A 12,463-nucleotide genomic window follows, 5' to 3' on the forward strand; every position below is an offset into this window, starting at 1 on the left:
GCTGGCACGGAAGGGGCTGTCCGTCGACATGCGTCCCGCGTCTACTTGCAGGTGCGAGGCGGCATGGCGTCAATCCAGTCGGCGATGAGCTGCGAGCCCGCGTCATGGCGCAGGGCCCGGCCAATCTCCGGCATCATCTTCCCCGACTCCTCGGTGTCCATGCGGTACCAGAGGATGGACGTGGAGTGGTCTCCGGGGACGATGTCGAACTCACCGCCCACGCCGCTGCCCGCGGAGCCCGGCCGCTTGCAGTGGCCCAGGCTGAACTCGTCCGTCGTCTTGATGTCCAGGAACAGCCGGCTGGTGATGCCGGGCTGCGCCTTCGGGTTGTGGCAATGCGCGCAGTTGATGTCCAGATACGTGCGCGCACGGATTTCCAGGCTCGCCTCGTCCACGTTGAACGCATCCGGCGCGCGAGGAACCTGAATCGCGGGAGGCAACCCCGTCAGCTTCCCGAGGTCCGCCAGGTGCTGGAGCTGGTTCAGGGTCTGTCCCCCATAGACGTGGTCCCGGTTGAGATACCGGGCCTTCACGCCGATGGGCAGCAACTGCTGGTTGTCCTGCTCGTCCACCACGTGGTGGCACTTCTGGCACTGGTTGCGCTGAGGCACCAGGTAGTCGAACTTCTTCGCCACGCCCTCGGCGTCGATGAACTCGAAGTTCTTGAACACCTTGCCGCCCACGGCCTTGTCAGCCTCCGTCAGCGCGTCATTCCAGACGTAGGGATACGCCTCCCAGCCGCCCGGCTGCCGCACCAGGATGCGCGTCTCCAGGGGGCGCACGTTCTTGTCCGGCTCCCGGAAGTCGGCGGGGAACGCGAACGTCTTGGTGATGATGGTCCCCACCGGCAAATCCAACACGTCGGACGCCGAGTACGCCGCCGTCTTGCCCGCGGGCACGTACAGCGTGCGGGACTTCAGCGAGTAGTCGGAGAACAGCGGCGTGGTCAGCTCGTACGGGACGTTGCCCGCCACGGGCTGGAAGTCGCCCGTCGCCGGAGTCCCCGTGAAGAGGCCCAGCTCCGACAGCTTGTTGGGGATGGTGACGGTGCCCTCGGGCTGCCCGGCATCGGGCGTTCCCGCGTCCGTCCCCGCATCCACTCCGGCGTCGGGTTCACCCGCGTCCGGCCCCGCGTCGGGCGTGGACGGAGTGCCGGAGTCACCCGCATCAGGGGTGCCGCTGTCCACCGGCGTGGGGTTTCCCGAGTCCGGAGTGCCATCGGCTCCAGGCGGGTCGTCCCCACCCGAGCAGGCGGCCACCGCCGCGGCGAGCAGCACCGCGGCGAGGCCCAGGCGAGTCATGTACGGCGCGCGCATGGCGAGTCAGTCCTTGAACCGCCGCTCAGGGAAGCGCCAGCGCGGGGCTGAAGCCCGTGCAGTTGAACGGCACCGCGCCCTGGTCGTAGCGGCGCGTCTCCGCCCAGGCACCCGCCACGTCGGGCTCCGCCGACATGAGCTTGGCCGTCACGGCCTGCAGGTCCAGGTCCACGATGGACGCCTTCGTGGTCGCCGGCACCGTGTTGTTGACGAAGCACAGGCGCACGCCGTTGGCCACCGCCTCGTTGCGCGGCGCCGGGTCGATGCCATCCCACAGCACGTGCTCCACGCGGTCCACGCCGTGCGCGGCCTTGCCGTAGGCATACACGCCCGTCACCAGCGCGCCCAGCGGGCGACGCGCCGGGTCCGGCGTGCCGTTGTCCACGCTGGTGCCGCTGCCGCCCGTGAAGGTGTTGCCGTGGACGTACACGTCCGCGCTGGCGAAGTTGTAGAAGCCCGCCGCCCACAGGACGGGGTTGGGCTCGATGGCGAAGCCGCTGAGCACCGCGATGTCCACCGTGTTGTTGTCACCCCACGTGTTGCCCACGAACTCCACCCGGCGCGACGCCAGGATGAACGTGCCCGTGCCCGCCGGCACCTGCGACACCGTGCTGCTGCTCGCCGTCACCGAAGCGAAGTTGGGGCGGTTGTTGCCGGTGATGATGTTCTTGGTGATGAGGATGTCGGTGCCCTTGATGGGGTTGCCCGGCAAATCGAACACCACCAGGCCCGTGGTGTTGTCGATGGCCGTGTTGCCCTCCACGTAGGCGAACTTCGTGTTCTCGATTTCGATGCCCGCCACGTTCTTCTTCGCGATGTTGCGGCGGACGATGGTGTAGCGCGTCTGGCCCACGTAGATGCCGGCGTCGGCCGCGTTGTACGCCTCGCTGTCCTCGATGAGCACGTAGCGCGACTTCACCGGGTAGATGCCGTACTTGCCGTTGTTCTCGTTGTTCTCCTGCGCCCACTCCGTGCGGATGCGCTGGATGAACACGTTGGCGGAGTTCTCCACGCGCAGCGCGTCCTTCTTCGCGTTCCACAGCGCCAGGTCGCGCACGGTGAACAGCTTGCCAATCACGTCCAGGCCGTTGGTGTTGGAGGCCGCGTTGGAGAAGTCCAGCACGGTGCTGGCGGTGCCACCGGTGCCCTCACCCTGCGCGCCACGGCCCGCGCCGGCGATGGTGATGCCGTCCTGACGGATGGTCACCGCGTTGTCGAAGTGGAACGTGCCCGCGCCCAGTTGAATCGTGGTGCAGGGCGCCAGGTCATTGACCGCGTTCTGCAGCGCCTGCTCCTGACCCGGAGCGAAAGTCACCGTCGTCCGCTGTGCGTCGGTACACGAGAACTCCACGGGGTACCGGGTAACTGCGTCCGGCGTGCCTGAATCCGGCGTGCCCGAATCCGGCGTGCCCGAATCCGGCGTGCCGGGACCCTCGCCCGTATCCGGGTGGGGGCTCGCGAACGCCCGGTCATCGTCTTCGTCAGAGCATGCGGGAATGGCGAGCAGACTCAGCGCGGCGACGAGCACGGCACGTGACAGACGCGAAAGCGGCAGACGGTTCATCAGGCTTCCTCCTGCGGTAATGCGCGCCCCGTTCGACTCTGACGAGTGCGAAGCTGTGAAGCGCGGCGAGGGATGCGCGAATCCTCGTCTCCACGAGGTCCGACCTCAAGGGTTCGGTGAGGAATTCCTCCACGCCTGGGTTTCGTGACGCAGTGCGATGTGCGAAGGAATGACGACTGTATTTTTCGCGGGTGAGGAGACGCGTCCCACGTGCTGCCCTACTTCCCCTTCGAGCAGGACGCCTATGCGATGGCACTTGGAGTACGCGCCCTGCGGGCAGGTGAAACACTCATCGAAATAGACGCGCTGCATTATGAGGCTGAGCTGGCGTTGAAGGCGTCGCTGCTGCGCGAGGATCTCCCCTCGCGCTTCCAGGCATTGCCAGGCACCCAGCCGCTCCAATGGGAGGTTTTGCGGCTCTTGCTGACGCGGATGGCGGGAGAGTCGCCGGGACACTTCACGCGGCTCGAAGGCGAGGACGGGCGCTGGCACTGGCGCAACGGGGTGCTCGGCACGGAGGAGACCTTGCTGCCGGGGGACGCGGACAGCCTTTCCCTGGCGCCCTTGGACTGGGTGGGCCGACAGGTGCAGGAGGACCTGCTCGTGCTGGACGGCACGCGCGAGGGCTTTCCGCTGGTGGCCGGTCAGCTCTGCTTTCCCTCCGGCTGGAGCCTGGACGAGAAGCTCGGTCGGTCCTTGCTGGAGGTGCACGCCCCGGTGCCGCGCTTCGCCGAGCAGGTGGGGGCCGCCACGCTGCGGTTGATGGACGGCCTCAAGCCGGGGCGCACCGTCACCCGCTGCAACTGGGCCGTCACCGTCACGGACCGGCTGTGCATGGAGCCGCGCGCGCGGGGCGAGTGGCTGCACCTCTTCGAGGGCCTCACCCCCCAGAACGCCGGGGAGCGCTGCTTCCTGCGCCTGGAGCGCCAGACGCTCAGCCGCCTGCCGGAGTCCGGCGCCATCCTCTTCACCATCCACACGTACCTGGCCCCCGTGGCCGGCGAGGTGCCCACGCCCGAGCGCCGCCGCCAACTGGCCCAGGTGCTGCGCACCGTCCCGGACGACATGAGCGGCTACAAGCGCCTGGGCCCCCTGCGTGAGCCGCTGCTGGCCTGGCTGGAGACTCCTTGGCCCTCGAAGGACTCCTCCGAGTCACCCTGAGTCCCAGTCATGAAGGGCGCTGGGTGGAGAAATATCCCACCTGATTGAAACGGGTCCCAAAGTCAGGCGTCGTCGCGAGTGTCGCGGAGCAGATGGACGCGCGTTTCTGTAGTAAGTCGCCCCTCCGGGAAGTGTGACTGGCAGCGGGTTCGCTGCCGCTGCAAGCCAAGGAAGGGCAAACACATGCGGAAGATGTGTCTGGTTGCGATGATGCTGAGCCTGGGGGCGTGCCAGCCTCAGGGCGCGAAGGACGGCAGTGCCACGACGACGGCGACGGGCGCGGCGGGCAATGCCGCCAATCCTCAGAGCGAGGACCAGAAGACGCTGTACGCGCTCGGCCTGTCCATCGGCAAGAGCATCAGCGTGTTCGACATGACTCCCGAGGAGCTGGAGTACGTGAAGGCCGGCCTCACCGCGCAGGTCAAGGGCGACAAGCCCGCGGTGGAGCTGGAGACGTACGGGCCGAAGCTGCAGGAGCTGGCGCGCGCGCGCAGCACGCAGAAGGCCGAGAAGGAGAAGGAGACCTCCAAGAAGTTCCTGGAGGACGCCGCCAAGGAGCCCGGCGCCACGAAGACGGAGTCCGGCCTGGTCTTCAAGGAGCTGACCCCGGGCACGGGTGACTCTCCGAAGGCCACGGACATCGTGAAGGTTCACTACAAGGGCACGCTGCCCAACGGCACGGAGTTCGACAGCTCCTACAAGCGTGGCGAGCCCACGCAGTTCCCCCTCCAGGGCGTCATCAAGTGCTGGACGGAGGGCGTGCAGAAGATGAAGGTCGGCGGCAAGGCCAAGCTGGTGTGCCCGTCCGACATCGCCTACGGCGACCGCGGCGCGCCCCCGAACATCCCGGGCGGTTCGGCCCTGGTGTTCGAGGTGGAGCTCCTGGAGATCGTCAAGCCGCCCGAGGCGGCTCCCGCGGGTGCCCCGGGTGCGCCGGGCGCTCCCGCGACGCCTCCGTCGGCCGCGCAGAAGAAGTAGTCCTCCCCGGCTCCTCTTGAAGGAGCGGGAGACACGAGGGCTGGCTGGGGGAATCCCTTGCCAGCCCTCTTCGTTTGGGGCGCGCGAAGCACCACCGGAGGAGGAGACACGATGCACCGTCACCTGTTGCTGCTGGGCGCGTTGTTGCTGGTGGGAGGCTGCACGCGGGGCAAGCCCCGGGAGGTGCTGCGCGAGCCGTCACCCACGGGCGCGGTCTCCGAGGCCGAGTTCAAGGCGATGCACACCCTGCGCGAGGACGCGCCGCCGGAGCTCAAGGGCCAGGAGGTGGAGGTGGCCGGGACGAAGGCGTACCTGAGCCTGCCCCCTGGCGCGAAGGCGCCGCTGCCCGCCGTGCTGCTCATCCACGAGTGGTGGGGCCTGAATCCTCACATCAAGCACTGGGCGGACCGGCTGGCGGCCAACGGCTACGCGGCGCTCGCGGTGGACCTGTATGGGGGCAAGGTGGCCACCACGCCGGACGAGGCGATGGCGCTGCTCAAGGCGGTGGACCCGGCGCGCGCGACGCAGGTGTTGAAGGCGGCGTATGGGTTGCTCCAGGACGATGCGCGAGTGCGCGCGACGCGCACGGGGAGCCTGGGCTGGTGCTTCGGTGGCACCTGGTCGCTGCGGGCGGCCATGGCGCTTCCGGAGCTGGACGCGGCGGTCATGTACTACGGCCATCCGGTGACGGACCCCCAGGAGCTGGCCTCCATCCGGGCGCCGCTGTTGGGCATCTTCGGGACGAAGGACGCGTCGATTCCGCCGGAGACGGTGCAGGAGTTCCGGGAGGCGCTGAACGCGGCGGGGGTGCGCCACCGCATCATCGAGCTGGAGGGCGAGCATGCGTTCGCCAACCCCTCTGGCCAGCGCTACGACGAGCGCGCGGCGGCGATGGCCTGGGCGGAGACGTCGATGTTCCTGGAGCACCACCTGAAGCGCTGAGCGGGTGCGCGAGGTGTCCGACGGTCCACACGTGCGCTCGCGAGCGTGACGCGGTGTTGCTCCTGGGCTCCAGGTCGGCTTGAACGCAAGGCACGGCTTCGGGAGGTGCGGTTGTCGAGGATTGGCGTGAGTGTCGCGGTGTCTCTGGGCCTGTTGCTCGCCGGAAGCGTGGCCCTGGCGGGAGCGCCCGCCGTGGACGATGTGCCGCCGCCCTTCGCGGGAGTGTGGCGTCGGCCCGACGGCGGACTGGTGCGGGTGGGGAAGGATTCGTCGTCGGCCTTCCTGATGGACTTCAGCTCGCGGCGGCGCTGGCGGCTGGAGCCTCGGGGTGAAGGCCTGTGGTCGCTGGAGGGCAGTCGGCCCGCGGCGCTGGCCTGGTGGCGAGCCCCCACGTTGACGTTGAGCGGGGTGGCGCCGGGCGCGCTCGTGCTGGAGCCGGTGCCGGTGCGCACGGAGGAGCTCACGCTGCGCGCGGCGGGCGACGTCACCTTGTCAGCCACGCTGTGGCTGCCGACGGGAGAAGCGCCGCGCTACGCGGTGGCGTTGTTGCACGAGGCTGGGCAGGGCACGCGCGAGTCGCTGGAGCCCTATCCGGCGTTCCTCGTCGAGCAGGGGCTCGCGGTGCTCACGTTCGATGCGCGCGGCACGGGGCGCTCCACGGGGGACAGTCAGCCGTGGGTGTCCGGGGTGCGGGAGCTGGCGGACGACGGGGTGGTGGCGGCGCGGGCGCTGCGCGAGCGGGTGGCACCGGGCGGCGCGGTGGGGTTGATGGGCTTTGGCCAGGGCGCGTGGACGGCGGTGAACGCGGCGGCGCGCGCGCCGGAGGACGTGGGCTTCCTGGTGCTGGTGTCCGGAGGGGGCGGGGTGGTGTGGAAGCAGGAGCAGCACCGCATGCGCAACGACGGCCGGCGCCGAGGGCTCACCGGGCCGGAGCTGGTGGACCTGACGGAGTTCCTGGACGTGTTCTACGACGCGCGCCTGTACACGGATGAAGGGCAGGCGCGTGCGCTGAAGACGCTCGACTTCCAGTTGCAGCGGGCCAAGCGCAAGCGCTGGTACGCGGTGACGGCGCTGCCGCCCTTCAAGGGCCTGCCGGTGGAGCGCTTCCTGGAGGTGCAGCGCAAGGTGTGGCGCAACGTGCTGTCGTACGACTCGGCGGAGGACCTGGGCCGCGTGCGAGGGCCGGTGCTCGCGCTCCTGGGCGAGCGTGATGAGACGACGCCCGCGGCGCTCACGGCGCGGGCGCTGAATCGCGGGCTGAAGCTGCGGCCCGGAGCGCCCGGCCGCGCGTTGGTGAAGGTGATTCCGCGCGCGGACCACTGGCTCGCGGAGCCGGCGCGGGAGGACCAGCCCGGGGTGGAGGTGGTGACGAGCGATGCGCTCGACACCCTCTCCGCGTGGCTGCGCGCGCTGGAGCGCTGAAGGCGCTCAGTACGGCCGCTCGCCCACGTAGTTGCCTGGGGGCGCGTAGTTGCAGACCCAGAGCTGCCACGTGGGGAACTGGCTACCCCACGGGGAGTTCGTCGTGCACACCTGCGTGGCGCAACCCACGCGCTTCGTGTCGCGCCACACCACCTGCGTGTAGTGGCCGCACATCTTGCCGCTCGTGCACGAGTTGTTGGCGTAGTTGTAGTCGGACGCCTCGCTGCTCCAGCCCTGCACCACGGCCCGGGTGGTCAGCGCGTTTGGCGTGGCGGCGGTGAGATTCTCCCCGTAGTTGCCGCGTCCGGCGTTGTGCTCGAACTTGCACCTGGCCGCGTAGTTCCGCGCGACGGTTTCCGCGGCTGTGTCCCAGGTGAGCGGGGACAGCGCGGGGCTCGGCGTGGGCTGCGCCGAAGCGCGGGTGGCGTTGTGTCCCGCGAGCATGTCCTGGGCGAACTGCGACAGCGTGTCGGAGCCAGAGTCCGGTGTACCCGAGCCGGAGTCAGGTGTGCCTGAGCCTGAGTCCGGAGTCCCAGAGCCAGAGTCCGGTGTACCCGAGCCGGAGTCCGGAGTGCCGGAGCCCGAGTCAGGCGTACCGGAGTCGCCTGTGTCCGGACCGTCATCGGCGGGGTCATCCGAGCCGCAGCCGGCACCGGTGGCGAGCCAGGCCGCGAGGAGACCGCAGGTCAGCAGGGGTCGGACGAAGGAGCGGTTCATGGCGCGGATTATCCGCCGCGCCCGGCGCGACGGAAAGGGTGCGCGAGCGGAGTACCCGCGATGGCGCGACTCAGTAGGGCCGCTGTCCGACGAAGTTTCCGGGCGGCGCGTAGTTGCACACCCAGAGCTGCCAGGTGGGGAACGCATCACCGAAGGGCGAGTTCTTCTTGCACAGCACGGTGGCGCAGCCGACGGCCGTCGTGTTGCGCCACACCACCTGCGTGTAGTGGCCGCACACCTTGCCCTTCTTGCAGGTGTTGCGCGCGTGGTCGTAGTCGGTGACTTCGTCCGCCCAGCTCTTCACCACCTGTCGCGTCCCCCACGCATCTGGAGTGGCGGCGGCCAGGTTCTCGCCGAAGTCACCCCGGTCCGGGTTGTGCTCGAACTTGCACGCCTTCGCCCAGGAGGCGGCCTGTTTCATGGCCGCGTCGGACCAGGCGAGCGGAGGGAGTGCGGGCTTCGGAGTGGGCCGGGCCTCGGCGCGTGCCGCGTTGTGCGCCTCCACCATGTCCCGCGCGAAGGTGTTCGCGGGAGGTGGCGAGGGGCGCGGCTCTTGAGGTGTACCGCGCGCGGGGGCCTGCTGTCCCCGGGACGCGGTGGCGGCGGCGCGCTGGGCCGTCGAGGACTTGCGCTGACTCGGCTTCGAGGCCGGGATGCAGCTGAGCGGAAGAACGAGCAGGACGAGCAGAGGCCAGCGGAGCGCGGCGGAAGACGGACGCATGACCTGAATGATGCGTCAGGAAGCCCCCGTGTGCATGAGGTCCCTGGCTACCCCCCGAACCCCGCGAGCTCCCCCGTGCCGTCCGCGCCGAAGCTCGTGACGTTGGGGACACCCATGGCCCGCATCATGGAGATGTAGAGGTTCGCGATGGGCACGCCCGGTGCGCGCAGGTGCCGGTCCGTGGCGACGGCGCCGCCGCCTTTGCCCGCGAGGAGCACCGGCAGGTTCCGGTGGATGTGCGCGTTGCCGTCCTCGATTTCGCTGGTGAAGTACACGAGCGAGCTGTCGAGCAGCGAGGCTCCCGTCGCGTCCTTCAGCTCCTTCATCCGCCGCACGAGGTAGGCGTACTGCTCCACCTCCCACCGGTCGATGGTCGCCAGCGCGTCGAAGTTGGACTGCACGAACTGGTGATGGGAGTAGGCGTGGTGTCCGCCGCTGAGGCCCAGGAAGCCATACACCTTGTTGCTGCGGGCGTTGGCCAGCATGAACGTCGCCACGCGGGTGAGGTCGCATTGGAAGGCGAGGACGATGAGGTCCATCATCGCCTTCGTCTTGGTGCGCGGGTCCTCGTCTTCGCCAGGCGCGACCTGGACGCCGCACGCCGGCCCCTGCTGGCCCAGGGCATCCACCTGCTTCTCCAAATCACGGACGCTGGTGAAGTACTCGTCGAGCTTGCGCCGGTCCGTGGCGCCGAGCTGCTTCTGGAGCGCGGTGGCGTCCTCGCGCACGAAGTCGATGATGCTCAGGCCGTAGGCGCGGCGCTTCGCCACCTGGGCCTGCGTCGTGCCGGGGTCGACGCCCGCGAAGAGCCGGTCGAAGACGGCCTTGGGGCGCGCCTCCTTGGCCATGGGCGTGCGGGGGCCTGCCCAGGAGATGTTGTTGGCATAGGGGCACGCGTAGCCGGAGTCACAGTTGCCGATGCCTCGGCCCGCGTCGTTGCCCAGCTCCAGCGAGGGATAGCGGGTGGCCTTCTGCTGGGCCAGGTGGTTGGCGATGACCTGGTCCATGGAGATGCCCGCGTGGAAGTCGGTGCCCTCCGTCTTGAAGGCCTTGGTGCAGGACAAGAGCGCGGCGGTGCCCGCGGCGTGGTGGCCGTCTCCATCCGGCCTGCCCGCGTCGTTGGCGAGCCCGCTGATGACGAGCATGTCGCTCTTCACCGGTGCCAGGGACTGGAGCGTGGGTGTCAGCTCCCAGGTGGGGCCGGTGCCGGACGGAGTCCACTTCGCCATGTGGATGCCATTGGGCACGTAGAAGACGGCGAGACGCTTCGCGGTGGGCAGGGCCTCGGCGGCGCGCGCGGTGCCGGGCACCATCCGCTCCAGGAGGGGGAGCGCCATCAGCGCCCCCGCGCCGCGCAGCAGGGTCCGACGGGAGAGTGAGAGCTTCTTGCTCATGGTGACTGGGCCTCCGGGTCTCCCCGTCGGGAGGTGAAGTGGTCGCTGAGGACGATGGAGAGGATGTAGTCGCCAAGGCGTCCGCCGCTGGCCTCCGCCGTCGCCGCGATTTCCTTCACCGCGCAGTGGTCGGTGTCCGCCATGCCTCGGCCGAGCGCATAGGTGAGCAGGTGTTCGGTGAGGCACGCGGGGAGCTTCGGGTCGTCCTTGACGAAGCGACGCATGTCCGCGCCTCCGTTGAGGACGGTGCCGTCGGGCAGGTCTCCCGTGGCATCCACCGGCGCGCCGCTGACCTCGTTCAGACGCCAGCGGCCGATGGGGTCATAGTTCTCCAGCGCGAGTCCCAGCGGGTCCATCATCCGGTGACAGCCCTGGCACTGGGGCAGGCTGCGGTGCAGCGCCATGCGCTCCTTCATCGTCATGTGAGGATTCACCGGCGGCGGCAGGCCCTCGACGTTTGGCGGCGGTGGTGGTGGCGCGGAGCACAGCAGTTGCTCCAGCACCCAGACGCCGCGCTGCACGGGCGAGGTGCGGTCCGAGTTGGAGGTGACGGTGAGCAGCGAGCCGTGGCCGAAGATGCCCTGACGCTCCGAATGGCCAGACAGGTCCACGCGCTTCGGTGTGGCGCTGCCGGGCGGGGGCAGGCCGTAGTGGGTGGCGAGCGCGTCATTCACATAGGTGAAGGGCGCATCCATCAAGTCCCGCAGCTTGTGGTCTCCGGTGATGAACTCCTGGAAGACCAGCTCGGTCTCCTGGCGCATGGCCTGGCGCAGCGGCTCGTTGAAAGCGCCGTAGAGCGTCGGGTCCGGCTCCGCTGAGTCGAGCGCGCGGGTGAAGAGCCACTGTCCGGCGAAGTTGCTTACCAGGGCCTGGGCCTTGGGGTCCGCGAGCATGCGGCGCACCTGGGCTTCCAGCTCCTCGGGCGTGCGCAGCCTGCCCTGCTCGGCGGCCTGGAGGAGCACCTCGTCGGGCATGCTGCTCCACAGGAAGTAGGAGAGGCGGCTGGCCAGCTCGAAGTCGTCGAGCCGGCGCGGCGTGTTGGACGCCGGGTCCTTCTCCATGCGGAAGAGGAAGTGGGGTGACACGAGCACCGAGCGAAGGGCGAGCTTCACGCCCATCTCGGGCGGGTCTCCCTGCTGCTGGGCGAGCGGGAGGGCGCGCAGCAGCCGGTTCACCTCGTCGGGTGTCACGGGGCGGCGCCAGGCGCGGCGCGCGAAGCGGGAGAGGATGTCGCGAGCGCAGGGCTCGGGATTGGCGGCCTCCAGCACGCAGGTGCGCAGGTGGCCCTTGCTCCAGGCGGTCTCCACCAGCTTCTCCGCCGCGGTGGCGTACTTCTCCAGCAGCAGGGGCGACATGCTGAGCACGTCCGCGTTGTTGTCGAAGCCGTAGCCGTGGTCATCCGCCGGGAAGTCGCGCGCGGGGCGGGTGGTGTCGCCCAGCAAGTCGCGCACGGTGGCGTCGTACTCGGCGCGGTTGAGGCGGTGCAGGGTGACGCGGCCCGGGTCCTTCGAGGCGTCCTTGCACTCGTCGTTCTGGGCGTGGGGATTGTCGTCCCCTGGGAGGACGCGGGCCTTGGGCAGGGAGTCGCCCTTGCATCCCGCGAGCAGCAGGATGCAGCCCGCGCTCGCGAGCCAGCGCATGGGCCTTCGTTCGTGAAGCGTGGATGTCACGTCCTCTTCCCCCTTTCACCGCGCCGCGACTGGCGGAGCCGGGGCGGGGCAAAGCAAGACGCTCACCAAGGCCTCCCGCTGGACAGTGAACGGGGAGGAGGCCCTGGGGGGATGGATGGACGGGAGGGGCCAGGCCTTGCGTGGGGTGTGGGGGGATGCGGAGGTGAAGCGGGTTGCCCCGCGTGGGGCCTGGGGCGGGGCGAGGGAGGAAGCGGGAGATGACGTGGAAGCGGCGTCGGGGCTCCGGTAGAGGAGAGGCGCCATGACTTCATCGCGTGCCGATGCCGCCGTTGCTGACGACTTCCTGTTGCTGGTGGACGTGCTGCCGGAGGGGTTGCGGGAGGTGGTGCGAGCGCTTGCTTCCACGCAGGTGCTGGAGGTGGTGCTGGATTTGGGGCGGGCGCCGGAGGCGCGGCTGGTGGACCGGGTGGTGCGGCTGCGGGAGGCGCCGGTGGTGCTGGAGGACCTGCAGCAGGTGTTGGAGCGGGTGGGGGCGCCGGGGGAGGACAACCGGGCGGGCATCGAGCGGACGTTGCATCGCGTCTCGGCCATCCGGAATCGGCGGGGGCGGGTGGTGG

The 12,463-nt window shown here is 69.5% G+C and carries 10 protein-coding genes and 1 pseudogene; 5 read left to right on the plus strand and 6 right to left on the minus strand.

Annotated elements, in window-relative coordinates; genetic code table 11:
- Positions 1–41: 41 nt before the first annotated feature.
- Positions 42–1,316 carry an SO2930 family diheme c-type cytochrome gene (locus G4D83_RS18885; protein ID WP_163866163.1) on the minus strand — a complete coding sequence of 425 codons (1,275 nt, stop codon included), beginning with the start codon at positions 1,314–1,316 and terminating at the stop codon, positions 42–44.
- Between the two features lie 25 nt (positions 1,317–1,341).
- On the minus strand, positions 1,342–2,880 hold the full coding sequence (locus G4D83_RS18890; protein WP_163866164.1) for a parallel beta-helix domain-containing protein: 1,539 nt from the start codon (positions 2,878–2,880) through the stop codon (positions 1,342–1,344).
- Positions 2,881–3,090: 210 nt separating this feature from the next.
- On the opposite strand from G4D83_RS18890, the gene G4D83_RS18895 reads away from it, so the two are divergent.
- The 4 genes from G4D83_RS18895 to G4D83_RS18910 all read left to right on the plus strand — a co-directional run bounded on the left by G4D83_RS18895 (position 3,091) and on the right by G4D83_RS18910 (position 7,383).
- Entirely contained in the window at positions 3,091–4,041 is a 951-nt protein-coding gene (locus G4D83_RS18895; protein WP_163866165.1) for a heme-dependent oxidative N-demethylase family protein, read from the plus strand.
- 183 nt (positions 4,042–4,224) lie between these two features.
- Entirely contained in the window at positions 4,225–5,019 is a 795-nt protein-coding gene (locus G4D83_RS18900; protein WP_163866166.1) for an FKBP-type peptidyl-prolyl cis-trans isomerase, read from the plus strand.
- 111 nt (positions 5,020–5,130) lie between these two features.
- The gene (locus G4D83_RS18905) at positions 5,131–5,961 is read left to right on the plus strand and encodes a dienelactone hydrolase family protein (RefSeq protein WP_163866167.1); all 831 of its coding nucleotides are present in this window, start codon (positions 5,131–5,133) and stop codon (positions 5,959–5,961) included.
- 126 nt (positions 5,962–6,087) lie between these two features.
- A complete protein-coding gene (locus tag G4D83_RS18910) occupies positions 6,088–7,383 on the plus strand; it encodes an alpha/beta hydrolase (protein ID WP_163866168.1) in 1,296 nt (431 codons plus the stop codon).
- Between the two features lie 6 nt (positions 7,384–7,389).
- Here the strand turns inward: G4D83_RS18910 and G4D83_RS18915 are convergent, their stop codons facing one another.
- The 4 genes from G4D83_RS18915 to G4D83_RS18930 form a co-directional block, all read right to left on the minus strand.
- Positions 7,390–8,100, minus strand: coding sequence for a CAP domain-containing protein (locus G4D83_RS18915; protein WP_163866169.1), 711 nt, complete (start codon positions 8,098–8,100; stop codon positions 7,390–7,392).
- A gap of 70 nt (positions 8,101–8,170) precedes the next feature.
- Positions 8,171–8,821, minus strand: a complete 651-nt coding sequence (locus G4D83_RS18920) for a CAP domain-containing protein (RefSeq protein ID WP_163866170.1) — start codon at positions 8,819–8,821, stop codon at positions 8,171–8,173.
- Between the two features lie 47 nt (positions 8,822–8,868).
- Positions 8,869–10,215, minus strand: a complete 1,347-nt coding sequence (locus G4D83_RS18925) for a DUF1552 domain-containing protein (protein WP_163866171.1) — start codon at positions 10,213–10,215, stop codon at positions 8,869–8,871.
- Positions 10,212–11,855: a DUF1592 domain-containing protein gene (locus tag G4D83_RS18930; protein WP_163866172.1), complete on the minus strand. Its 1,644-nt coding sequence runs from the start codon at positions 11,853–11,855 to the stop codon at positions 10,212–10,214. Before G4D83_RS18930 ends, G4D83_RS18925 begins: the two co-directional genes overlap by 4 nt.
- Before the next feature lie 292 nt (positions 11,856–12,147).
- Here G4D83_RS18930 and G4D83_RS46200 point away from each other — a divergent pair.
- Positions 12,148–12,463: pseudogene (locus tag G4D83_RS46200) on the plus strand (AAA family ATPase); the annotation flags it as partial.

The organism is Myxococcus eversor (genome assembly GCF_010894455.1).
Taxonomy (GTDB): domain Bacteria; phylum Myxococcota; class Myxococcia; order Myxococcales; family Myxococcaceae; genus Myxococcus; species Myxococcus eversor.

What these genes read in the sequence shown, in the direction of transcription:
- G4D83_RS18885 (WP_163866163.1), bottom strand. Translation starts at nt 1,316, where the DNA reads ATGCGCGCGCCGTACATGACTCGCCTGGGCCTCGCCGCGGTGCTGCTC.
- G4D83_RS18890 (WP_163866164.1), bottom strand. Translation starts at nt 2,880, where the DNA reads ATGAACCGTCTGCCGCTTTCGCGTCTGTCACGTGCCGTGCTCGTCGCC.
- G4D83_RS18900 (WP_163866166.1), top strand. Translation starts at nt 4,225, where the DNA reads ATGCGGAAGATGTGTCTGGTTGCGATGATGCTGAGCCTGGGGGCGTGC.
- G4D83_RS18905 (WP_163866167.1), top strand. Translation starts at nt 5,131, where the DNA reads ATGCACCGTCACCTGTTGCTGCTGGGCGCGTTGTTGCTGGTGGGAGGC.
- G4D83_RS18915 (WP_163866169.1), bottom strand. Translation starts at nt 8,100, where the DNA reads ATGAACCGCTCCTTCGTCCGACCCCTGCTGACCTGCGGTCTCCTCGCG.
- G4D83_RS18920 (WP_163866170.1), bottom strand. Translation starts at nt 8,821, where the DNA reads ATGCGTCCGTCTTCCGCCGCGCTCCGCTGGCCTCTGCTCGTCCTGCTC.
- G4D83_RS18925 (WP_163866171.1), bottom strand. Translation starts at nt 10,215, where the DNA reads ATGAGCAAGAAGCTCTCACTCTCCCGTCGGACCCTGCTGCGCGGCGCG.
- G4D83_RS18930 (WP_163866172.1), bottom strand. Translation starts at nt 11,855, where the DNA reads ATGCGCTGGCTCGCGAGCGCGGGCTGCATCCTGCTGCTCGCGGGATGC.